We start from the raw sequence: 16,020 nt of genomic DNA on the forward strand, positions 1-16,020 counted from the left end.
GTTAAGCCCCTGCCATGAAACCATCGCTAGTCTTGAGAATGGGCCAGCAGCTGACGATGACACCGCAGCTGCAACAGGCCATCCGCCTGCTCCAATTGTCGACCCTGGACCTGCAACAGGAAATCCAGGAGGCCCTGGAATCCAATCCGATGCTCGAGCGCCAGGAAGAAGGCGACGACTTCGACAACTCCGATCCATTGGCCGACAACGCCGAACAAAAACCCAACACCGAGATTCAGGAACCCTCCTATCAGGAAACCGCCCCGACGGTGGACAACCTGGAGGAAGGCGAATGGAACGAGCGCATTCCTAACGAATTGCCCGTCGACACCGCCTGGGAAGACGTCTACCAGACCAGCGCCAGCAGCCTGCCCAGCAGCGATGACGACGAGTGGGACTTCACCACCCGCACCTCCGCCGGGGAAAGCCTGCAAAGCCATCTGCTGTGGCAACTGAACCTGGCGCCGATGTCCGACACCGACCGCCTGATCGCCGTGACCCTGATCGACTGCATCAACAATCAGGGTTATCTCGACGAAACCCTCGAAGAAATTCTCGACGCCTTTGATCCGGAACTCGACATCGAGCTGGACGAGATCGAAGCCGTCCTGCACCGCATCCAGCAATTCGAACCCGCCGGCATCGGCGCGCGCAACCTCGGCGAATGCCTGTTGCTGCAACTGCGTCAACTCCCGGCCAAGACTCCTTGGCTGAACGAAGCCAAGCGTCTGGTCAGCGACTACATCGATCTGCTTGGCAGTCGCGACTACAGCCAGCTGATGCGACGCATGAAGCTCAAGGAAGACGAGCTGCGTCAGGTCATCGAACTGGTGCAGAGCCTCAATCCGCGCCCGGGTTCACAGATCGAATCCACCGAAGCCGAGTACGTGGTGCCTGACGTGATTGTGCGCAAGGACAACGAACGCTGGCTGGTCGAGCTGAATCAGGAGTCGGTGCCTCGTCTGCGGGTCAATGCGCAGTATGCCGGCTTCGTGCGACGCGCCGACACCAGCGCCGACAACACCTTCATGCGCAACCAGTTGCAAGAGGCACGCTGGTTCATCAAGAGCCTGCAAAGCCGCAACGAAACCCTGATGAAGGTGGCCACCCAGATCGTCGAGCATCAGCGCGGCTTCCTGGAATACGGCGATGAAGCCATGAAACCGTTGGTCCTGCATGACATCGCCGAGGCGGTCGGCATGCACGAATCGACGATTTCCCGGGTCACCACGCAGAAATTCATGCATACCCCTCGGGGCATTTATGAACTGAAATACTTTTTCTCCAGCCACGTCAGCACCTCTGAAGGCGGTGAATGCTCATCCACGGCGATCCGCGCGATCATCAAAAAACTGGTCGCGGCGGAAAATCAGAAAAAGCCATTGAGTGACAGCAAGATCGCTGGTTTACTGGAGGCACAAGGCATTCAGGTGGCTCGCCGCACCGTCGCCAAGTACCGCGAATCCCTCGGGATCGCGCCTTCGAGCGAACGCAAGCGGTTGATGTAAGCCACGTTACAGCGTTCCAGTGGCAGGCTATCCGGCCTGCCGCTTTATGCACTGGCAACGAAGGAGAAGCTGTATGCAAGTCAACATCAGTGGACACCAACTGGAAGTGACCGAACCTCTGCGCACCTACATCAACGAGAAACTCGAACGATTGGAGCGCCATTTCGACAAGATCACCAACGTGCAGGTCACGATGTGCGTCGAAAAGCTCAAGCAGAAAATCGAAGCCACCTTGCATATTCCCGGCAGCGAAGTGGTCGCCAACGCAGAAGATACCGACATGTATGCTGCGATCGACTCACTGACCGACAAGCTGGATCGCCAACTCAAAAAGCATAAGGAAAAGACCCAGAGCCTCCTCCAGGGCGCAACCGGTCGTTAACACCCCCAACCCATGATCCGACTTGAAAGTATCCTGACCCCCGGCCGTTCCCTGGTGAACGTGCCGGGCGGCAGTAAAAAGAAAGCCCTCGAACAGATTGCCAACCTCATCCATAAAGAAGTGCCGGATCTGGCCATGCAGGATGTGTTCGATGCGCTGATCGCCCGTGAGAAACTCGGTTCCACCGGTTTCGGCAACGGCATCGCCATTCCCCATTGTCGCCTCAAAGGCTGCGAAGCGCCTATCAGCGCATTGATGCACCTTGATGCCCCCATTGATTTCGATGCCATCGACGGCGCTCCGGTTGACTTGCTGTTTGTCCTGCTGGTCCCGGAAGCGGCCACCGATGCTCACCTGGAATTATTGCGCCAGATCGCCAGCATGCTCGATCGCAAGGAAGTGCGCGAAAAACTGCGCAGCGCACCAAGTAACGAAGCCTTGTATCAGGTCGTCCTGAGCGAGCAGAACGGTCATTAATCATGCGTTTGATCATCGTCAGCGGCCGCTCCGGCTCGGGTAAAAGTACTGCCCTGGATGTCCTTGAGGACAATGGCTACTACTGCATCGACAACCTGCCGGCCGGCCTGCTGCCGGAACTCGCCGAACGCGCCCTGATTCATACCGAGCTGGCCCAGCCGCTGGTGGCCGTGTCGATCGATGCACGCAATCTGCCGAGCCACCTGTCGCGTTTCCCCGAACTGCTTGAAGAAGTCCGTGCCCGGCACATCCAGTGCGATGTGTTGTATCTGGATGCCGACGAAGAAACCCTGCTCAAGCGCTTCTCGGAAACCCGCCGGCGCCATCCGCTGAGCACTGCCAATCGTTCGCTGGCCGAAGCGATTCAAGACGAGACGGCCCTGCTGGGCCCGATTGCGGACCTGGCCGACCTCAAGGTCAACACCACCAATCTGAATCTGTACCAACTGCGTGACACCATCAAGTTACGCCTGCTGAACCAACCAGAGCCGGGCACGGCGTTTCTGGTCGAGTCGTTCGGCTTCAAGCGCGGCATGCCGGTGGATGCGGATCTGGTATTCGACGTGCGCTGCCTGCCTAATCCGTACTGGAAGCCGGAGCTACGCGCCCAATCGGGTCTCGATGCACCGGTCGCCGAATACCTGGCGGCGCAACCGGAAGTCGAGGAGATGTATCAGGATATCTTCGGCTATCTGAATAAATGGCTGCCACGCTTTGCTGCGAGCAACCGCGCCTACGTCACCATTGCCATTGGCTGCACTGGTGGGCATCACCGCTCCGTTTACCTGACCGAACGCCTGGGTCAGGCCCTGCAGAAAACCCTGAAGAACGTCCAGGTTCGCCACCGCGACCTCACTTAAAGGATTCACACCGCGATGCCTGCTCTGGAAATCGAAATCATCAATAAACTGGGCCTGCATGCCCGAGCTTCGGCCAAGTTCGTCGGGGTGGCGGGCAAGTTCCCGGATTGCACGATCAGAGTGGGTCGTACACCAGAAACAACCGTGGACGGTAAAAGCATCATGGCGATGATGATGCTGGCTGCCGGCAAGGGCACGAAGATCTATCTGAGTACTGAAGGCCATCAGGAACAGGAAGCGCTGGATGCGCTGGTGGAGTTGATCAACAACTACTTCGATGAGGGTGGTTGATCGTTTAAAGATCAAAAGATCAAAAGATCGCAGCCTGCGGCAGCTCCTACAGTGAACGCATTCCAATGTAGGAGCTGCCGCAGGCTGCGATCTTTTGATATTCAACCCAACGCCGTATCCATCGCCATCATCAGACAAAACCCGATCAGCAAGCCAAGACTGGCCAGCTTGTCATGACCATTGCGTCGCGACTCGGGGATCACCTCATGCGTCACCACCAGCAACATCGCTCCCGCGGCCAGCGCCAGCCCTAACGGCAACAACAACTCTGCCAGGCTGACCAGCCACGCACAGAGCAATGCAAACACCGGCTCGACCAGCCCTGACGCCGCACCGATCAAAAACGCCTTGACCCGCGACATCCCGGCCCCAGCCAACATCAGCGCAATCACCAATCCCTCAGGCACATCCTGCAAAGCGATGCCCATCGCCAGACTGTCGGCATCCGGCATGCCGCCGCCAGCAGACACCCCCAACGCCATGCCTTCCGGGATGTTGTGAGCAATGATGGCGAAGACGAACAACCAGATCCTTGGCGGGATCACCGGGCGCTCAGAGGTACCGACGAGCATTTCCGGTGAGGCGCCGGACAGTTTCAGATCCACCAGATACAGACCGAATGCACCGAGCATGATGCCGAAACAGATCAACCCGCTGGCAGCCCACGGTGTCAGGCCCAGACTTTCAGCAGCAGCAATGCCCGGCACGATCAGCGAAAACGCAGTCGCCGCCAGCATCACGCCGGCGCCGAACCCCAATAGCGTATCGCTAAGCCTCTGCGGTATGCGCCGGATCACCAGCACCGGCACCGCGCCGAGCGCCGTGCCGAGGGCGCAAATCGCGCCACCCTGCAAGGCCCGCGACAGTTTCGGCTGCAGATCCAGCCATTCCAGCCCATGCGCCGCCAGCAAAGTCATGCCCGCCAGCAGCAACAGCGACCCGACCGCATAACGAAACATGCGCCCACCACCAATCGCCAGTGTTTCAGTGCCCATAGTCAGCCCAGGATTGTTTTTATAGATGACTTAAACCAGCGCAGCCTGATAACGCGCGGCCACTTCAGGCCAATTGATCACGTTGTAGAACGCGTTGATGTATTCCGGACGGCGGTTCTGATAGCGCAGGTAGTAGGCGTGTTCCCATACGTCCAGACCGAGAATCGGCGTATTACCGTTCATCAGCGGACTGTCCTGGTTGCCGCTGCTTTCCACGATCAAGGTCTTCTCTGAAGTGACGCTGAGCCAGGCCCAGCCACTGCCGAAACGGGTCAGTGCGGCTTTGGTAAAGGCGTCCTTGAAGCTGTCGAGGCCGCCCAGTTGGTCATCAATCGCCTTGGCCAGCGCGCCTTCAGGCTTGCCGCCACCGTTGGGCACCATGATTTCCCAGAACAACGAATGGTTGGCGTGACCGCCACCCTGATTGATCACGGCCGCACGGAGTTTTTCCGGTAATTGCTGGACGCTGGCGACCAGTTTTTCCACCGGCCACTCGGCATACTCTGTGCCTTCGACGGCAGTGTTGAGGTTGTTGATGTAGGTCTGGTGGTGCTTGGTGTAGTGAATCTCCATGGTTTGCGCATCGATGTGCGGTTCCAGGGCGTCGTAGGCGTACGGCAAGGCAGGCAAGGTAAAAGCCATTTCAGTGGACTCCATGGTGATGTGAGGCTGACGCGCGGCGTGCATGGCCGGTGTCCGGATGCAGCAGGCGTTGGGTGCGCGGGTATTCGCCGTGTTCGCCGATGAAATTCAGCAGCTCGACGTAGGTCTTGCTGCTCTGGCGCAACGCCGCTTCCCGCAGGGCCGGGCGCAGGCGCTCGTCCTGCATGGTTTGCAACAGCCGTTGATGAATCGCGCAGAGGTACTCGGCGCTCTCCTCCGGCTGGTTCAGGCGCAGGTGCAGGTCCGCCAGGTTGTGGTGGGAGATAACGCAGGCCGCTACCGCTTCGTCGGCGTCCGCCCAGCGTTCGAACAGTACTTGCGCGAGGGCCAGGGCTTGCAGATAAGCTTCACGGGCATCAATCAGCTCGCCGAGCATGAAGCAGCGATTGGCCCGTTCGATCGTGCGTTTCCAGTGCTCCATGGTGAACCTCCAAAGCGGTTGCGGGGTTTATACGCCGCCGGCGGTGAGTTTCTCGGGGTTGAGTAACTCTTCCAGTTGGCTGCGCGACAGATCGGTGTGCTCCAGCGCGACGTCAATCACCGGGCGCCCCTGTTTGTAGGCCTGCTTGGCGATTTCCGCGGCTTTCTGGTAACCGATGATCGGGTTGAGCGCGGTGACCAGAATCGGGTTGCGCGACAGCGCTTCCTTGAGCCGCGACTCGTTGACCTTGAAGCTGGCGATGGCTTTGTCGCCGAGCAGACGGCTGGCGTTGGCCAGCAGTTCGATGCTGCTCAACAGGTTCTGGGCGATGATCGGCAGCATCACGTTCAGCTCGAAGTTGCCCGATTGGCCGGCGATGGTGATCACCGAATCGTTGCCGATGACTTGCGCGGCGACCATCGCGGTGGCTTCCGGGATCACCGGATTGACCTTGCCCGGCATGATTGAGGAGCCCGGCTGCAAAGCTTCCAGCTCGATTTCACCGAGACCGGCGAGCGGGCCGGAGTTCATCCAGCGCAAGTCGTTGGCGATTTTCATCAGCGACACGGCAATGGCCTTGAGCTGGCCGGAGACAGCGACGGCGGTGTCCTGCGAGCCGATCAGGGCGAACAGATCCTTGCCCGGAGTGAATTGCACATGGGTCAGCTGGCTTAATTGGCGGCTGAAACGCGCGGCGAATTCCGGGTGCGCATTGATCCCGGTGCCGACGGCCGTGCCACCCTGCGCCAGCGATTGCAGGCTCGGCAGAAGATCCTGCAGGTGGGCGATGTTGGCCTTGAGTTGCTGCGCCCAACCGTTGAGCACCTGACTCATGCGCACCGGCATCGCATCCATCAAATGGGTGCGACCGGTTTTGACGTGGTGATGCACTTGCACGGCTTTGTTTTCGATGACCTGCACCAGGTGCAGCAACGCCGGCAAGAGTTGTTCGTGCAACGCCAGGGCGGCGCTGACGTGAATGGTGGTCGGGATGATGTCGTTGCTGCTCTGGCCGCAGTTGACGTGATCGTTCGGGTTGACCGGCTCGCCAAGCAGGCGACTGGCGAGGGTCGCGATCACTTCGTTGGCGTTCATGTTGGAGCTGGTGCCGGAACCGGTCTGGAAGATATCCACCGGGAAATGCTGCATGAAATCGCCTTCGAGCAGGCCTTGCGCGGCGTCGCTGATGGCCTTGCCTTGCGAGGCGCTGAGCTGGTTGAGTTCGACGTTGGCCCGCGCGGCGGCGGCTTTGGCGAGGATCAGCGCACGGATGAATTGCGTTGGCATCGGTTTGCCGCTAATCGGGAAGTTATCCACTGCGCGCTGGGTTTGCGCGCCGTAGAGAGCGTCCACCGGCACCTGCAGTTCGCCCATGCTGTCGCGCTCAATACGAGTCTTGGTCATCTGAAAATCCTTGGACTGATTCAATGAGAGGAATCGAGGGTTGCAACTCGCAGGTTGCCAGTTGCCAGGTGTAGCGCTGCCAACGCTGGAGTCGGCAGTTGCACAGCGACAGGCGCTCCATTTCACGCAGCGGGCGCCAGGCTTGATCGAGACACAAGCTGCGCCAGTGCCATGGCAACGCGATGTCGCAGGCTGTGTCGAGCAGCAAACGGAAGGAGGTTTCAGCGATGGTCCACGGGGAAGTCGCCGTGCAGCAGGCCAGATAATGGCCTTCGGCCAGGTAATGTTCGATCAGGCGCGGTTCGTCAGGATCCATCGCGCAACGGATCTGGCGACTCATCCAGCGCCAGCTTTCGAGGTATGGCTGCTCGTGCAAGGCAGAACTCATGATCCGGGACTCGTTCGGAGATGAGATTAATTATTAGATGATAATGAGAACCAAAACAAGAGCGCTTGGTTACACAAACTCCATTGTGGGAGCGAGCCTGCTCGCGAAGGCGTCGTGTCAGTCGCCGCTGCGGTCGGCTGCTATCGCTTTCGCGAGCAGGCTCGCTCCCACAAGGTTTTGTGTGGAGCCAAGAAAAAAGGCGCGCCACCCGATGAGGTGGCGCGCCTTTCTTGTCTGACCGCTGGGGCTTAGCTGCCCGCGACAGTCATCCGCTCGATCAACACCGAGCCTGTGCGAATGTTGCTGCGCAGTTCCAGATCATTACCGACAGCGACGATCTGCTTGAACATGTCGCGCATGTTGCCGGCGATGGTCACTTCCTGCACGGCGAACTGGATTTCGCCATTCTCGACCCAGAACCCCGCCGCTCCGCGCGAATAATCGCCGGTGACCATGTTCAAACCATGACCCATCAATTCGGTAACCAACAGGCCACGGCCCATGCGCTTCAACAGCGCCGCCTGATCTTCATCACCATGCGTCACGAACAGGTTATGCACGCCCCCCGCGTTGGCGGTGCTTGGCATGCCGAGTTTGCGCCCGGAGTACGTGCCGAGGATGTACGACACCAATTCGCCCTTTTCGACGAACGGTTTGGCGTAGGTGGCCAAGCCATCACCGTCGTAAGACGCACTGCCCATGGCGCGCATCAGATGTGGACGCTCATCGATGGTCAGCCATTCCGGAAACAGCTTCTGCCCCAGCGTGCCTTCGAGGAACGACGATTTGCGATACAGACTGCCGCCGGAGACCGCTGACAGAAAGCTGCCGAACAACCCGCCCGCCAGCTCGGCAGAAAACAACACCGGCACTTCGCAGGTCGGCACCGGACGCGCGCCCAGACGACTCGCGGCGCGTTGCGCGGCACGCTGGCCGATGCTCACCGGATCCGCCAGCAGGCTGCCCTGACGATTGACGTCATACCAGTAATCGCGCTGCATCTGGCCATCGGCTTCGGCGATCATCACGCAGCTCAGGCTGTGCCGGGTCGACGCGTAACCGCCGATGAAACCGTGGCTGTTGCCATACACGCGGCAGCCCTGATGGGTGCTGAGGGTGGTGCCGTCGGCGTTCTTGATTCGCGCATCGGCGTCGAATGCGGCGGCTTCACAGAGCAACGCCTTCTCGATCGCCTGCTCCGGGGTGATGTCCCATTCGTGGAACAGGTCGAAATCCTGCACATCCCTGGCCATCAACGCGGCATCGGCGAGGCCCGAGGCTTCGTCTTCAGAGGTGTGTTTGGCGATCGCCAGTGCGGCAGCAACGGTTTCACGAATCGCATCCGGCCCGGTGGCGGAGGTGCTGGCCGAGCCTTTGCGCTGGCCGACGTACAGGGTGATGCCAAAGCCCTGGTCGCGATTGAACTCGACCGTCTCGACCTCACGCTGACGCACCGAGGTCGACAAACCCTGCTCCAGCGACACCGCGACTTCGCAGGCACTGGCGCCCTGACGCTTGGCTTCGGCGATGATCTGCTCGACCTGTTCCTGCAGTGCCGGCAATGCTTGCGGACCGACGCTTTGAACTGCACTCATGCTCATCTCCACTCAAATTCTGCTTTCGGCTGGGGTCATCGAGCGACCGGGCCGGACAAGCGGCCCCCGACTGGTTATCATGGCGGCGTTTCTTTGCGGACTGCCACCATGGTTGATTCTTACGACGACTCCCTCGATACGGGAGAAAAAAGCAAATCTCAGGTCAAACGCGAGCTGCATGCTCTGGTTGACCTTGGCGAGCGCCTTACAACACTCAAGCCCGACTTGCAGGCAAAACTGCCATTGACCGACGCTCTGCGCCGGGCCCTGGCCGATGCGCCGAAGCACACCGCGAACATCGCGCGTAAACGGCACCTGCAGTTCATCGGCAAACTGATGCGCGATCAGGACACTGACGCGATTCTGGTCCTGCTCGATCAACTCGATGCCTCCACCCGTCAGTACAACGAGCGTTTCCACAATCTCGAACGCTGGCGTGACCGGCTGATCGCCGGTGACGATGCCGTGCTGGAGAAATTCGTCGTCGAATACCCGGACGCCGATCGCCAGCAACTGCGGTCGCTGATCCGTCAGGCTCAGCACGAGGTTGCACACAACAAACCTCCTGCTTCCAGCCGCAAGATCTTCAAGTACATCCGTGAGCTGGACGATACGCAACGCGGTCTGCGTTGATATCTCGCCCCTGTAGGAGCTGCCGCAGGCTGCGATCTTTTGACTTTGATTGTTAAAAGCAAGATCAAAAGATCGCAGCCTGCGGCAGCTCCTACAGCTTTTTTGTTTATGCGCCCGTGCCCCCCACGGTAATCGCATCGATCTTCAGCGTCGGCTGACCGACACCCACCGGTACCGACTGCCCGTCCTTGCCGCACGTGCCCACACCGCTGTCCAGTGCCAGATCGTTACCGACCATCGACACTCGGCTCATCGCCTCAGGACCATTGCCGATCAACGTCGCGCCCTTGACCGGTGCGGTGATCTTGCCGTCCTCGATCAGGTACGCCTCACTGGTGGAGAACACGAACTTGCCGCTGGTGATGTCGACCTGACCGCCGCCGAGGTTGGCGCAGTAGATGCCTTTCTTCACCGATGCGATGATTTCCGCCGGATCGCTTTCGCCACCGAGCATGTAGGTGTTGGTCATGCGCGGCATCGGCAGATGCGCGTATGACTCACGACGACCGTTGCCGGTACGGGCTACACCCATCAGGCGCGCGTTGAGCTTGTCCTGCATGTAACCCTTGAGCACACCGTTCTCGATCAGCGTGGTGCACTCGGTCGGAGTGCCTTCGTCGTCGACGCTCAGCGAACCGCGACGGCCGCTCAAGGTGCCATCATCGACGATGGTGCACAGTTTGGAGGCGACCATTTCGCCCATTCGCCCGCTGTAGGCCGAACTGCCCTTGCGGTTGAAATCCCCCTCCAGACCGTGGCCGACCGCTTCGTGCAGGAGCACGCCGGACCAACCCGAACCGAGGACGACAGGCAAAGTGCCGGCCGGTGCCGGAATCGCTTCCAGGTTCACCAGCGCCTGACGCAGCGCCTCACGGGCATAGCCCATGGCGCGGTCTTCGGCGAGGAAATAGCGGTAATCGGTACGCCCGCCACCGCCATGCCCGCCGCGCTCGCGACGGCCATTCTGCTCGACGATCACGCTGACGTTGAAACGTACCAGTGGACGCACATCAGCGGCCAGGCCACCGTCGGTGGACGCCACCAGAATCCGTTCCCAGACCCCGGCCATGCTCACGCTGACCTGCTGAATCCGTGGATCGAGGGCGCGGGTGGCGACGTCGATGCGCTTGAGCAGCTCGACTTTCTCGGCGCGGCTCAGCACTTCCAGCGGATTATCCGGCGCATACAACTGCGCGACATCCTGAGTGCTGAACGCCTGCACCGTGCCGTTCTGCCCGGCGCGGGAGATCGAGCGGGCGGCACGGGCCGCAGCGCCCAGGGCTTCGAGGGTGATCGCGTTGCTGTAGGCAAAACCGGTTTTCTCGCCGGACTGCGCACGCACGCCAACACCTTGGTCGAGGTTGAAGCTGCCTTCCTTGACGATACCGTCTTCCAGCGACCACGACTCAGAGATCTGGCCCTGGAAATACAGATCGGCAGCATCGATGCCCGGGCCGGCCAGATCGCCGAGCACGCCTTGCAGGCTCTCGATGGTCACGCCGCCGGGCGCCAACAGGTGATCACTGACTGAGGACAACAACTCGCTCATAGGTTTACGCCTTAAATTCATGTTCTGAAGCAGGCCGCTGGGCGCCCTGCGAGAAAAACCGCCGATGACGGGTCACCGGCATTCGCGCCCTGATAGACGCTTGTTCGTCACTGTCGCGTGCGGCCAACAATACCGCCTCGCCTTGATCCTGATGCGCCAGCACACGGCCCCACGGGTCGACAATCGCCGCATGACCGAAGGTTTCACGCGGTCCCGGGTGAGTCCCGCCCTGCGCTGCCGCCAATACATAACACTGCGTTTCGATGGCCCGGGCGCGAATCAGCACCTCCCAGTGCGCTGCTCCGGTCACAGCGGTGAAGGCCGACGGGGCGGTGATCAACTCGGCACCAGCGGCGCGCAATTCGCTGTACAGCTCCGGAAAGCGCAGGTCGTAACACACGGTCAGGCCGACTCGGCCAACCGGCGTGTCTGCGACCACTACGCCACTGCCATAAGCATAGTCATCGGATTCGCGATACCGCCCGCGATTGTCCGCCACATCAACATCGAACAGATGCAACTTGTCATACCGCGCCACGGTTTCACCCTGATCATTGACCAGCAGCGAACAGGCATGCGACTTGGCGTCCGGTTGCCCAAGCGGCGGCAACGGCAAGGTGCCGGCCACTATCCATAACTTGAGGTCGCGGGCGGTCTGTTTCAACCATGGCAGGATCGGACCTTCGCCAAGCGCTTCGGCACGGCCGATGTCGGCGATGTCGCGACGGCCCATGGCGGCGAAGTTTTCCGGCAGCACCGCCAGCTTCGCGCCGCCGGCCGCAGCCTGTTCGAGCAGGCTTCGAGCCTGCGCCAGATTGGCCAGCACATCGCTCTGGCTGACCATTTGAATCACCGCTAAAGACATGGCCGCTTCCTGACAGGGAGTCCACTTATCACTGTAGGAGCTGCCGCAGGCTGCGATCTTTCGATTGTGCTTTTTAAAACCAGATCAAAAGATCGCAGCCTGCGGCAGCTCCTACACGGGGAAAAGCCTCATGCTACTCAAAAAGGCTTGTCGAAGGTGATTTTCGGCTCTTTCCACGGGCCCTTGACGGTGTATTTGACGCTGGCGAAGCGTGCCACGCGGTCACCGATCAGCTTGTCGATGAGAAACAATGCCCCGCCGACCGCTGGCGCGCCGACAATCAGCGCGGCGATCGGCAGATTGTTGGTCACCGGCAAGGTCACCAGCAATTTTGCATCGACCTGATCGCCAACCAGATCCAGCGTACCGTCCAGCTCAAGATTGCTTGAAGGACCGGTCAGCCGAATCGGCTCGCGGGTGACATACACGCCGCTATTGGCCACCAACAAGCCCTTGACCCGGTCGTAGCTCAAGCCTTTGCCAAACAAGTCGGAGAAGTCCAGACGCAGACGGCGCCCAATGGAATTGAAGTTGAGCAGACCGAACACCCGCAACGCCTGCGCGCCGCCCTCCACTTCAACGAACTGACCTTTATTCAGCGAGGCATCCAGCGTGCCGGAGAAACGCTTGGTCGCCAGCCACGCCGGCGACCCCGGCCAGCGGCCATCGACGTCCATGTGGAATTCTTCACTGGTCACGCTCGGCGCGAAGCCCCAGCCCTTAAGCACATCGGCAAGGTTCTTGCCGCTGATCCGGCCCTTGAACCAGCTGTTGGTCGAACCCGGGATACCTTCCCAGCCGCCATTGCCTTGCAACAGGATGCCCTTGAGGCCCATGTCCATATTGTTCAGGGCGATGCCTTTGGCCGTTGGCCGTACCTTGAGCGACCAGCCGCCTACCAGATCCGCACCGAGAAACAATTGATTGATGGTGATGTCCAGCGCGGGAATCTTCGTCGGGTCGACGGAAACCAGCGGATCAGGCGAGTTCTCGTCGGCCTGCACCGTCGGATCCGGTGCCGGCAGCCGCACGTATTGCAGATTGACCGCGATCGGTGCGCCCTTGGCATCGGGAAGACTGGCCGAGCCTTTGGCCTGCTGGCTGTCGAGCGCCAGATTCCACGCCCACGGTTTGCGATTGACCTGAACTGCCGCCTGATCGAGGGTGGTGCCGAATGCGGTGAGCTTGCCCACCTTGAAGTCGGCACTGTTGAGTAATTGCTTGGCGCTGCCACCCGGGTCGTTACCGGCGTATTTATTGACCAGGTCCTGCCACGGCGCGACGTCCAGCTCCGACAGCACACCGCGTATGCGCAGGCCTTTGGCGTCCGGCAGGACTGCGTCGCCAGTACCGAGAAACAGCTCGCCACGACCATCGGCGAAATTGCTCGGCGGTGCGGCGAAGGTGAAGCTGGCCAGTTGATCGTAACTGACCCAAAAACGTCGCTCCGGACCTTGCAAGCTCATGCGGAACACCGTGTCACGCCCTTGCTGGGCCGACATGCCGAACGGCGCCGGCAGATCCACCGCGACGCCTTTCATGCTGGAACTGACCGTCAGTTGACTGTCAGTGCCGTCGAGGTTGACCTGCAACTGATAGGGAAGGGTCCCAGACACCGGCAACGGTTGAGTCACGCCCAGCCAGTCAGTGAGTTTCTTGACCTCGACCTGCCCGGAAGCCGAGACCCGCGTCTTGAGCTTGCCCGGGCTGCCATCCGCGAAAATCTGCGCGGTCACCGGCTTGTCAAAAGCCTTGGCGGCGATGTTCTGCCCACTCAATCCTTTGGCGCTGTCGAAACGGAAATCGCCTTTGAGCTGGCTCAGCTCAAGTTTCGGCTCCGCCAGTTTCAAGCGCGCATTGGCAGTCTTGAAGTCGACGAGGATCTTCGGCAAATCGCCCTTTTCCAGCGGGATATCGAGTTTGACCTTGCCCTGCAGATCGCCCTCGCCTTCCCAGCCGGCAAACGTTTCGCCAGTGCCGATCGGTGCAGTCTGGAGAATTTTCAGGCCATCACCCAACCCACCGGCAAACCCGCCGTCGAGGAACAGATGCGTATGCTGCCCTGCCGGGACATGGGGAATATTGACGAAAACGTCGCTGACCTGGGTGTCGAGCAACTGCCCCTTGTCGGCCACGATGCGCACGCCGCTGTCCTCGATGAACACGTCGCCACTGACCTTGCTCACGTGCGGCCAGCCCGGCTGGAACGCCAGCTCGGCGTCATGCACCTTGAAGAACAGGCTGATGCTGCGATCGACATCCTTGGCATTTTTGCTCAGCGAACCCTGATACTGGAAAAAACCCTGGTCCACCGCGCCTTTGAGGATCGCCGTGCGCAGCCACTCGTCGAGGGCCGGACTCAAGACTTCGGGCAGGTATTTGGCGGTGTAGCGACCGTCGCCATCGACCAGCCCGACGCGCAGGTCCATGTAGTCTTCCTGGCTATGGTCGAAGTGCAGGCGGATCAGGAAATCGCCAGCAATTTTGCCCTCCTCGCCCAGCACTTTCAGGTAAGGCGCGATCAGGGTGAAACCTTCTTTGTCGAGCTTCCAGGTCAGCCGGGCATTGGCCTGAATGTATTGCCATGGCTTGGCGAAGATCGGGTCGAGGTGCAGGACGAAATCCTTGCTGTCCAGGCGCAGCTCGCCGCCGTCGAGGTTGCCGCTGAGGCTGCCACTGACGTTTCGCGCCGCCGGGGCGCCGTGATAGGCGTCGAACCCGACTTTATCCAGATTGGCCGCGAAGCCGAATTTCGAGCCATCGGTAGCGTTGGGGCGAAAATCCAGCAACACGTTGCGCAACCCGCCGGTCACTTTCAGGTGGTCGACAACCGTGGCGAAGCCTTCAGGCAGCGGCCCCAGTGCATTCAGCAACGGGGTGACCGGCTGCAAATCGAGGCGGTCAGCCTGCAGATGCCACAGCTCGTCGACTGCATCAGTGGCTGCCGTCTGCTTGAGCTGCACGTGAGTTTCCCAGCGGGTTTCGCCAAAACTCATCGCCAGCGAATCAAGCGTAACGGTGGCGCCGTCATCGTCGCGCTGGTAATAGCCATTGAGCGCCAGATTGCTGATCTTGATCGGCTTGCGCTCGGCATAAGCGCCGGTCACCTGCGGTGCGTTCAAACGGACAGCGGCGCTTTGCAGGGCGCCGTCGTTCCAGTTCACCCACAACTCGCCGCCCGCTTTGATCTCGGAAAAATTCCATTGCTGGGTCAAACGCTCGGGCAACCACTTCGACCAGTCGCTTTGCGGCAGGCTGACATAGCCTTCCACCGAGCTGTCCGGCAGTCGGGACGGGCGAATCCGTGTTCGCAGGCTCATCGCCATCGGCTGCCCGTCGGGCAAAGTCAGACGAGCGTCGAGGCGCTGCCGGCTGCTGCCGGTTTTCAGATTGAGGCCGACGTAGGTGAAGGTCATCGGCGCATGGTCCAGCGGCTGCACGGTCACCTGACTGTCGAGCACCGACAATTGCTGAACGATCTGCGAGCGCTTGAACAGTTGTTCGGGATCCAGCGGCTGGTCGTTCTGCACCGGCAGGCCTTCCAGCGACCATGTACCGTCCTGCGCTTCCTTGACGCTGATTTTCAGACCGTTCAATTCCAGATGGGCGATACGCACTTCGCGCGCCAGCAGGCTGCCCCAGAGATCCGGCACCACACGTACGCGGTCCAGACGCAAGGCATTCGCGCCGTCACCGACCATCACGTCATGGGCCAGCAGGATCGGTGCAAATCCGCTCCAGTCACCTTCCAGTTCGCCGATCTGCAACGGCATGCCGAGCGCGGCACTGGCCTTGTCTTCGATGTCGGTGCGGTACTCCGCCACCAGCGGCGTCAATTCCCGACCGAGGCTGACGTACAACGCCAACAGCACCAGAACCAACGCGCACAGGCCCAGTCCCCAGCGGGTAAGTGCGGCCAAAATGCGTGTCAGACGCTCCATGTCAGTTGGCTCCCATGGCGAAAAAACTGCGAAAAGCTGAGGCCAGCC

15 protein-coding genes are annotated in these 16,020 nt (G+C 60.4%); 6 read left to right on the forward strand and 9 right to left on the reverse strand.

Features of this window, described 5'->3' with window-relative positions; all coding sequences use genetic code 11:
* The first annotated feature begins 14 nt into the window (after nucleotides 1-14).
* The 5 genes from AB1J88_RS16260 (at nucleotide 15) to AB1J88_RS16280 (ending at nucleotide 3,518) form a co-directional block, all read left to right on the forward strand.
* A complete protein-coding gene (locus AB1J88_RS16260; RefSeq protein WP_121183720.1) occupies nucleotides 15-1,508 on the forward strand; it encodes an RNA polymerase factor sigma-54 in 1,494 nt (497 codons plus the stop codon).
* A 73-nt stretch (nucleotides 1,509-1,581) separates the two neighbouring features.
* Nucleotides 1,582-1,890 carry a ribosome hibernation-promoting factor, HPF/YfiA family gene (hpf, locus tag AB1J88_RS16265; RefSeq protein ID WP_025109458.1) on the forward strand — a complete coding sequence of 103 codons (309 nt, stop codon included), beginning with the start codon at nucleotides 1,582-1,584 and terminating at the stop codon, nucleotides 1,888-1,890.
* 12 nt (nucleotides 1,891-1,902) lie between these two features.
* Complete coding sequence (gene ptsN, locus AB1J88_RS16270; protein ID WP_041072845.1) at nucleotides 1,903-2,367, forward strand: PTS IIA-like nitrogen regulatory protein PtsN; 465 nt, start codon at nucleotides 1,903-1,905, stop codon at nucleotides 2,365-2,367.
* Between the two features lie 2 nt (nucleotides 2,368-2,369).
* Entirely contained in the window at nucleotides 2,370-3,227 is an 858-nt protein-coding gene (rapZ, locus tag AB1J88_RS16275; protein ID WP_041072843.1) for an RNase adapter RapZ, read from the forward strand.
* A 15-nt stretch (nucleotides 3,228-3,242) separates the two neighbouring features.
* Nucleotides 3,243-3,518 carry an HPr family phosphocarrier protein gene (locus AB1J88_RS16280; protein WP_414905568.1) on the forward strand — a complete coding sequence of 92 codons (276 nt, stop codon included), beginning with the start codon at nucleotides 3,243-3,245 and terminating at the stop codon, nucleotides 3,516-3,518.
* Nucleotides 3,519-3,619: 101 nt separating this feature from the next.
* Here the strand turns inward: AB1J88_RS16280 and AB1J88_RS16285 are convergent, their stop codons facing one another.
* The 6 genes from AB1J88_RS16285 to pmbA form a co-directional block, all read right to left on the reverse strand.
* The gene (locus tag AB1J88_RS16285; protein ID WP_430291463.1) at nucleotides 3,620-4,513 is read right to left on the reverse strand and encodes a ZIP family metal transporter; all 894 of its coding nucleotides are present in this window, start codon (nucleotides 4,511-4,513) and stop codon (nucleotides 3,620-3,622) included.
* Nucleotides 4,514-4,543: 30 nt separating this feature from the next.
* Entirely contained in the window at nucleotides 4,544-5,155 is a 612-nt protein-coding gene (locus AB1J88_RS16290; protein ID WP_430291464.1) for a superoxide dismutase, read from the reverse strand.
* Between the two features lies 1 nt (nucleotide 5,156).
* Nucleotides 5,157-5,597, reverse strand: a complete 441-nt coding sequence (locus tag AB1J88_RS16295; protein WP_430291465.1) for a hypothetical protein — start codon at nucleotides 5,595-5,597, stop codon at nucleotides 5,157-5,159.
* A 27-nt stretch (nucleotides 5,598-5,624) separates the two neighbouring features.
* A complete protein-coding gene (locus AB1J88_RS16300; RefSeq protein ID WP_182403856.1) occupies nucleotides 5,625-7,001 on the reverse strand; it encodes a class II fumarate hydratase in 1,377 nt (458 codons plus the stop codon).
* A complete protein-coding gene (locus tag AB1J88_RS16305; RefSeq protein ID WP_430291466.1) occupies nucleotides 6,982-7,389 on the reverse strand; it encodes a FagA protein in 408 nt (135 codons plus the stop codon). Before AB1J88_RS16305 ends, AB1J88_RS16300 begins: the two co-directional genes overlap by 20 nt.
* A 248-nt stretch (nucleotides 7,390-7,637) precedes the next feature.
* The gene (gene pmbA / locus AB1J88_RS16310) at nucleotides 7,638-8,984 is read right to left on the reverse strand and encodes a metalloprotease PmbA (protein WP_027610838.1); all 1,347 of its coding nucleotides are present in this window, start codon (nucleotides 8,982-8,984) and stop codon (nucleotides 7,638-7,640) included.
* A 108-nt stretch (nucleotides 8,985-9,092) separates the two neighbouring features.
* On the opposite strand from pmbA, the gene yjgA reads away from it, so the two are divergent.
* Complete coding sequence (yjgA, locus tag AB1J88_RS16315) at nucleotides 9,093-9,617, forward strand: ribosome biogenesis factor YjgA (protein WP_007961589.1); 525 nt, start codon at nucleotides 9,093-9,095, stop codon at nucleotides 9,615-9,617.
* 106 nt (nucleotides 9,618-9,723) lie between these two features.
* Here the strand turns inward: yjgA and tldD are convergent, their stop codons facing one another.
* From tldD to AB1J88_RS16330, 3 genes are all read right to left on the reverse strand, one after another.
* On the reverse strand, nucleotides 9,724-11,166 hold the full coding sequence (gene tldD / locus AB1J88_RS16320; RefSeq protein WP_007961588.1) for a metalloprotease TldD: 1,443 nt from the start codon (nucleotides 11,164-11,166) through the stop codon (nucleotides 9,724-9,726).
* 4 nt (nucleotides 11,167-11,170) lie between these two features.
* Entirely contained in the window at nucleotides 11,171-12,031 is an 861-nt protein-coding gene (locus AB1J88_RS16325; protein WP_430291468.1) for a carbon-nitrogen hydrolase family protein, read from the reverse strand.
* 137 nt (nucleotides 12,032-12,168) lie between these two features.
* The gene (locus AB1J88_RS16330; protein ID WP_430291469.1) at nucleotides 12,169-15,972 is read right to left on the reverse strand and encodes a YhdP family protein; all 3,804 of its coding nucleotides are present in this window, start codon (nucleotides 15,970-15,972) and stop codon (nucleotides 12,169-12,171) included.
* Between the last annotated feature and the right edge of the window lie 48 nt (nucleotides 15,973-16,020).

It is taken from the genome of Pseudomonas sp. S8 (genome assembly GCF_050473925.1).
In the GTDB taxonomy this organism is placed as follows: Bacteria; Pseudomonadota; Gammaproteobacteria; order Pseudomonadales; family Pseudomonadaceae; genus Aquipseudomonas; species Aquipseudomonas parakoreensis.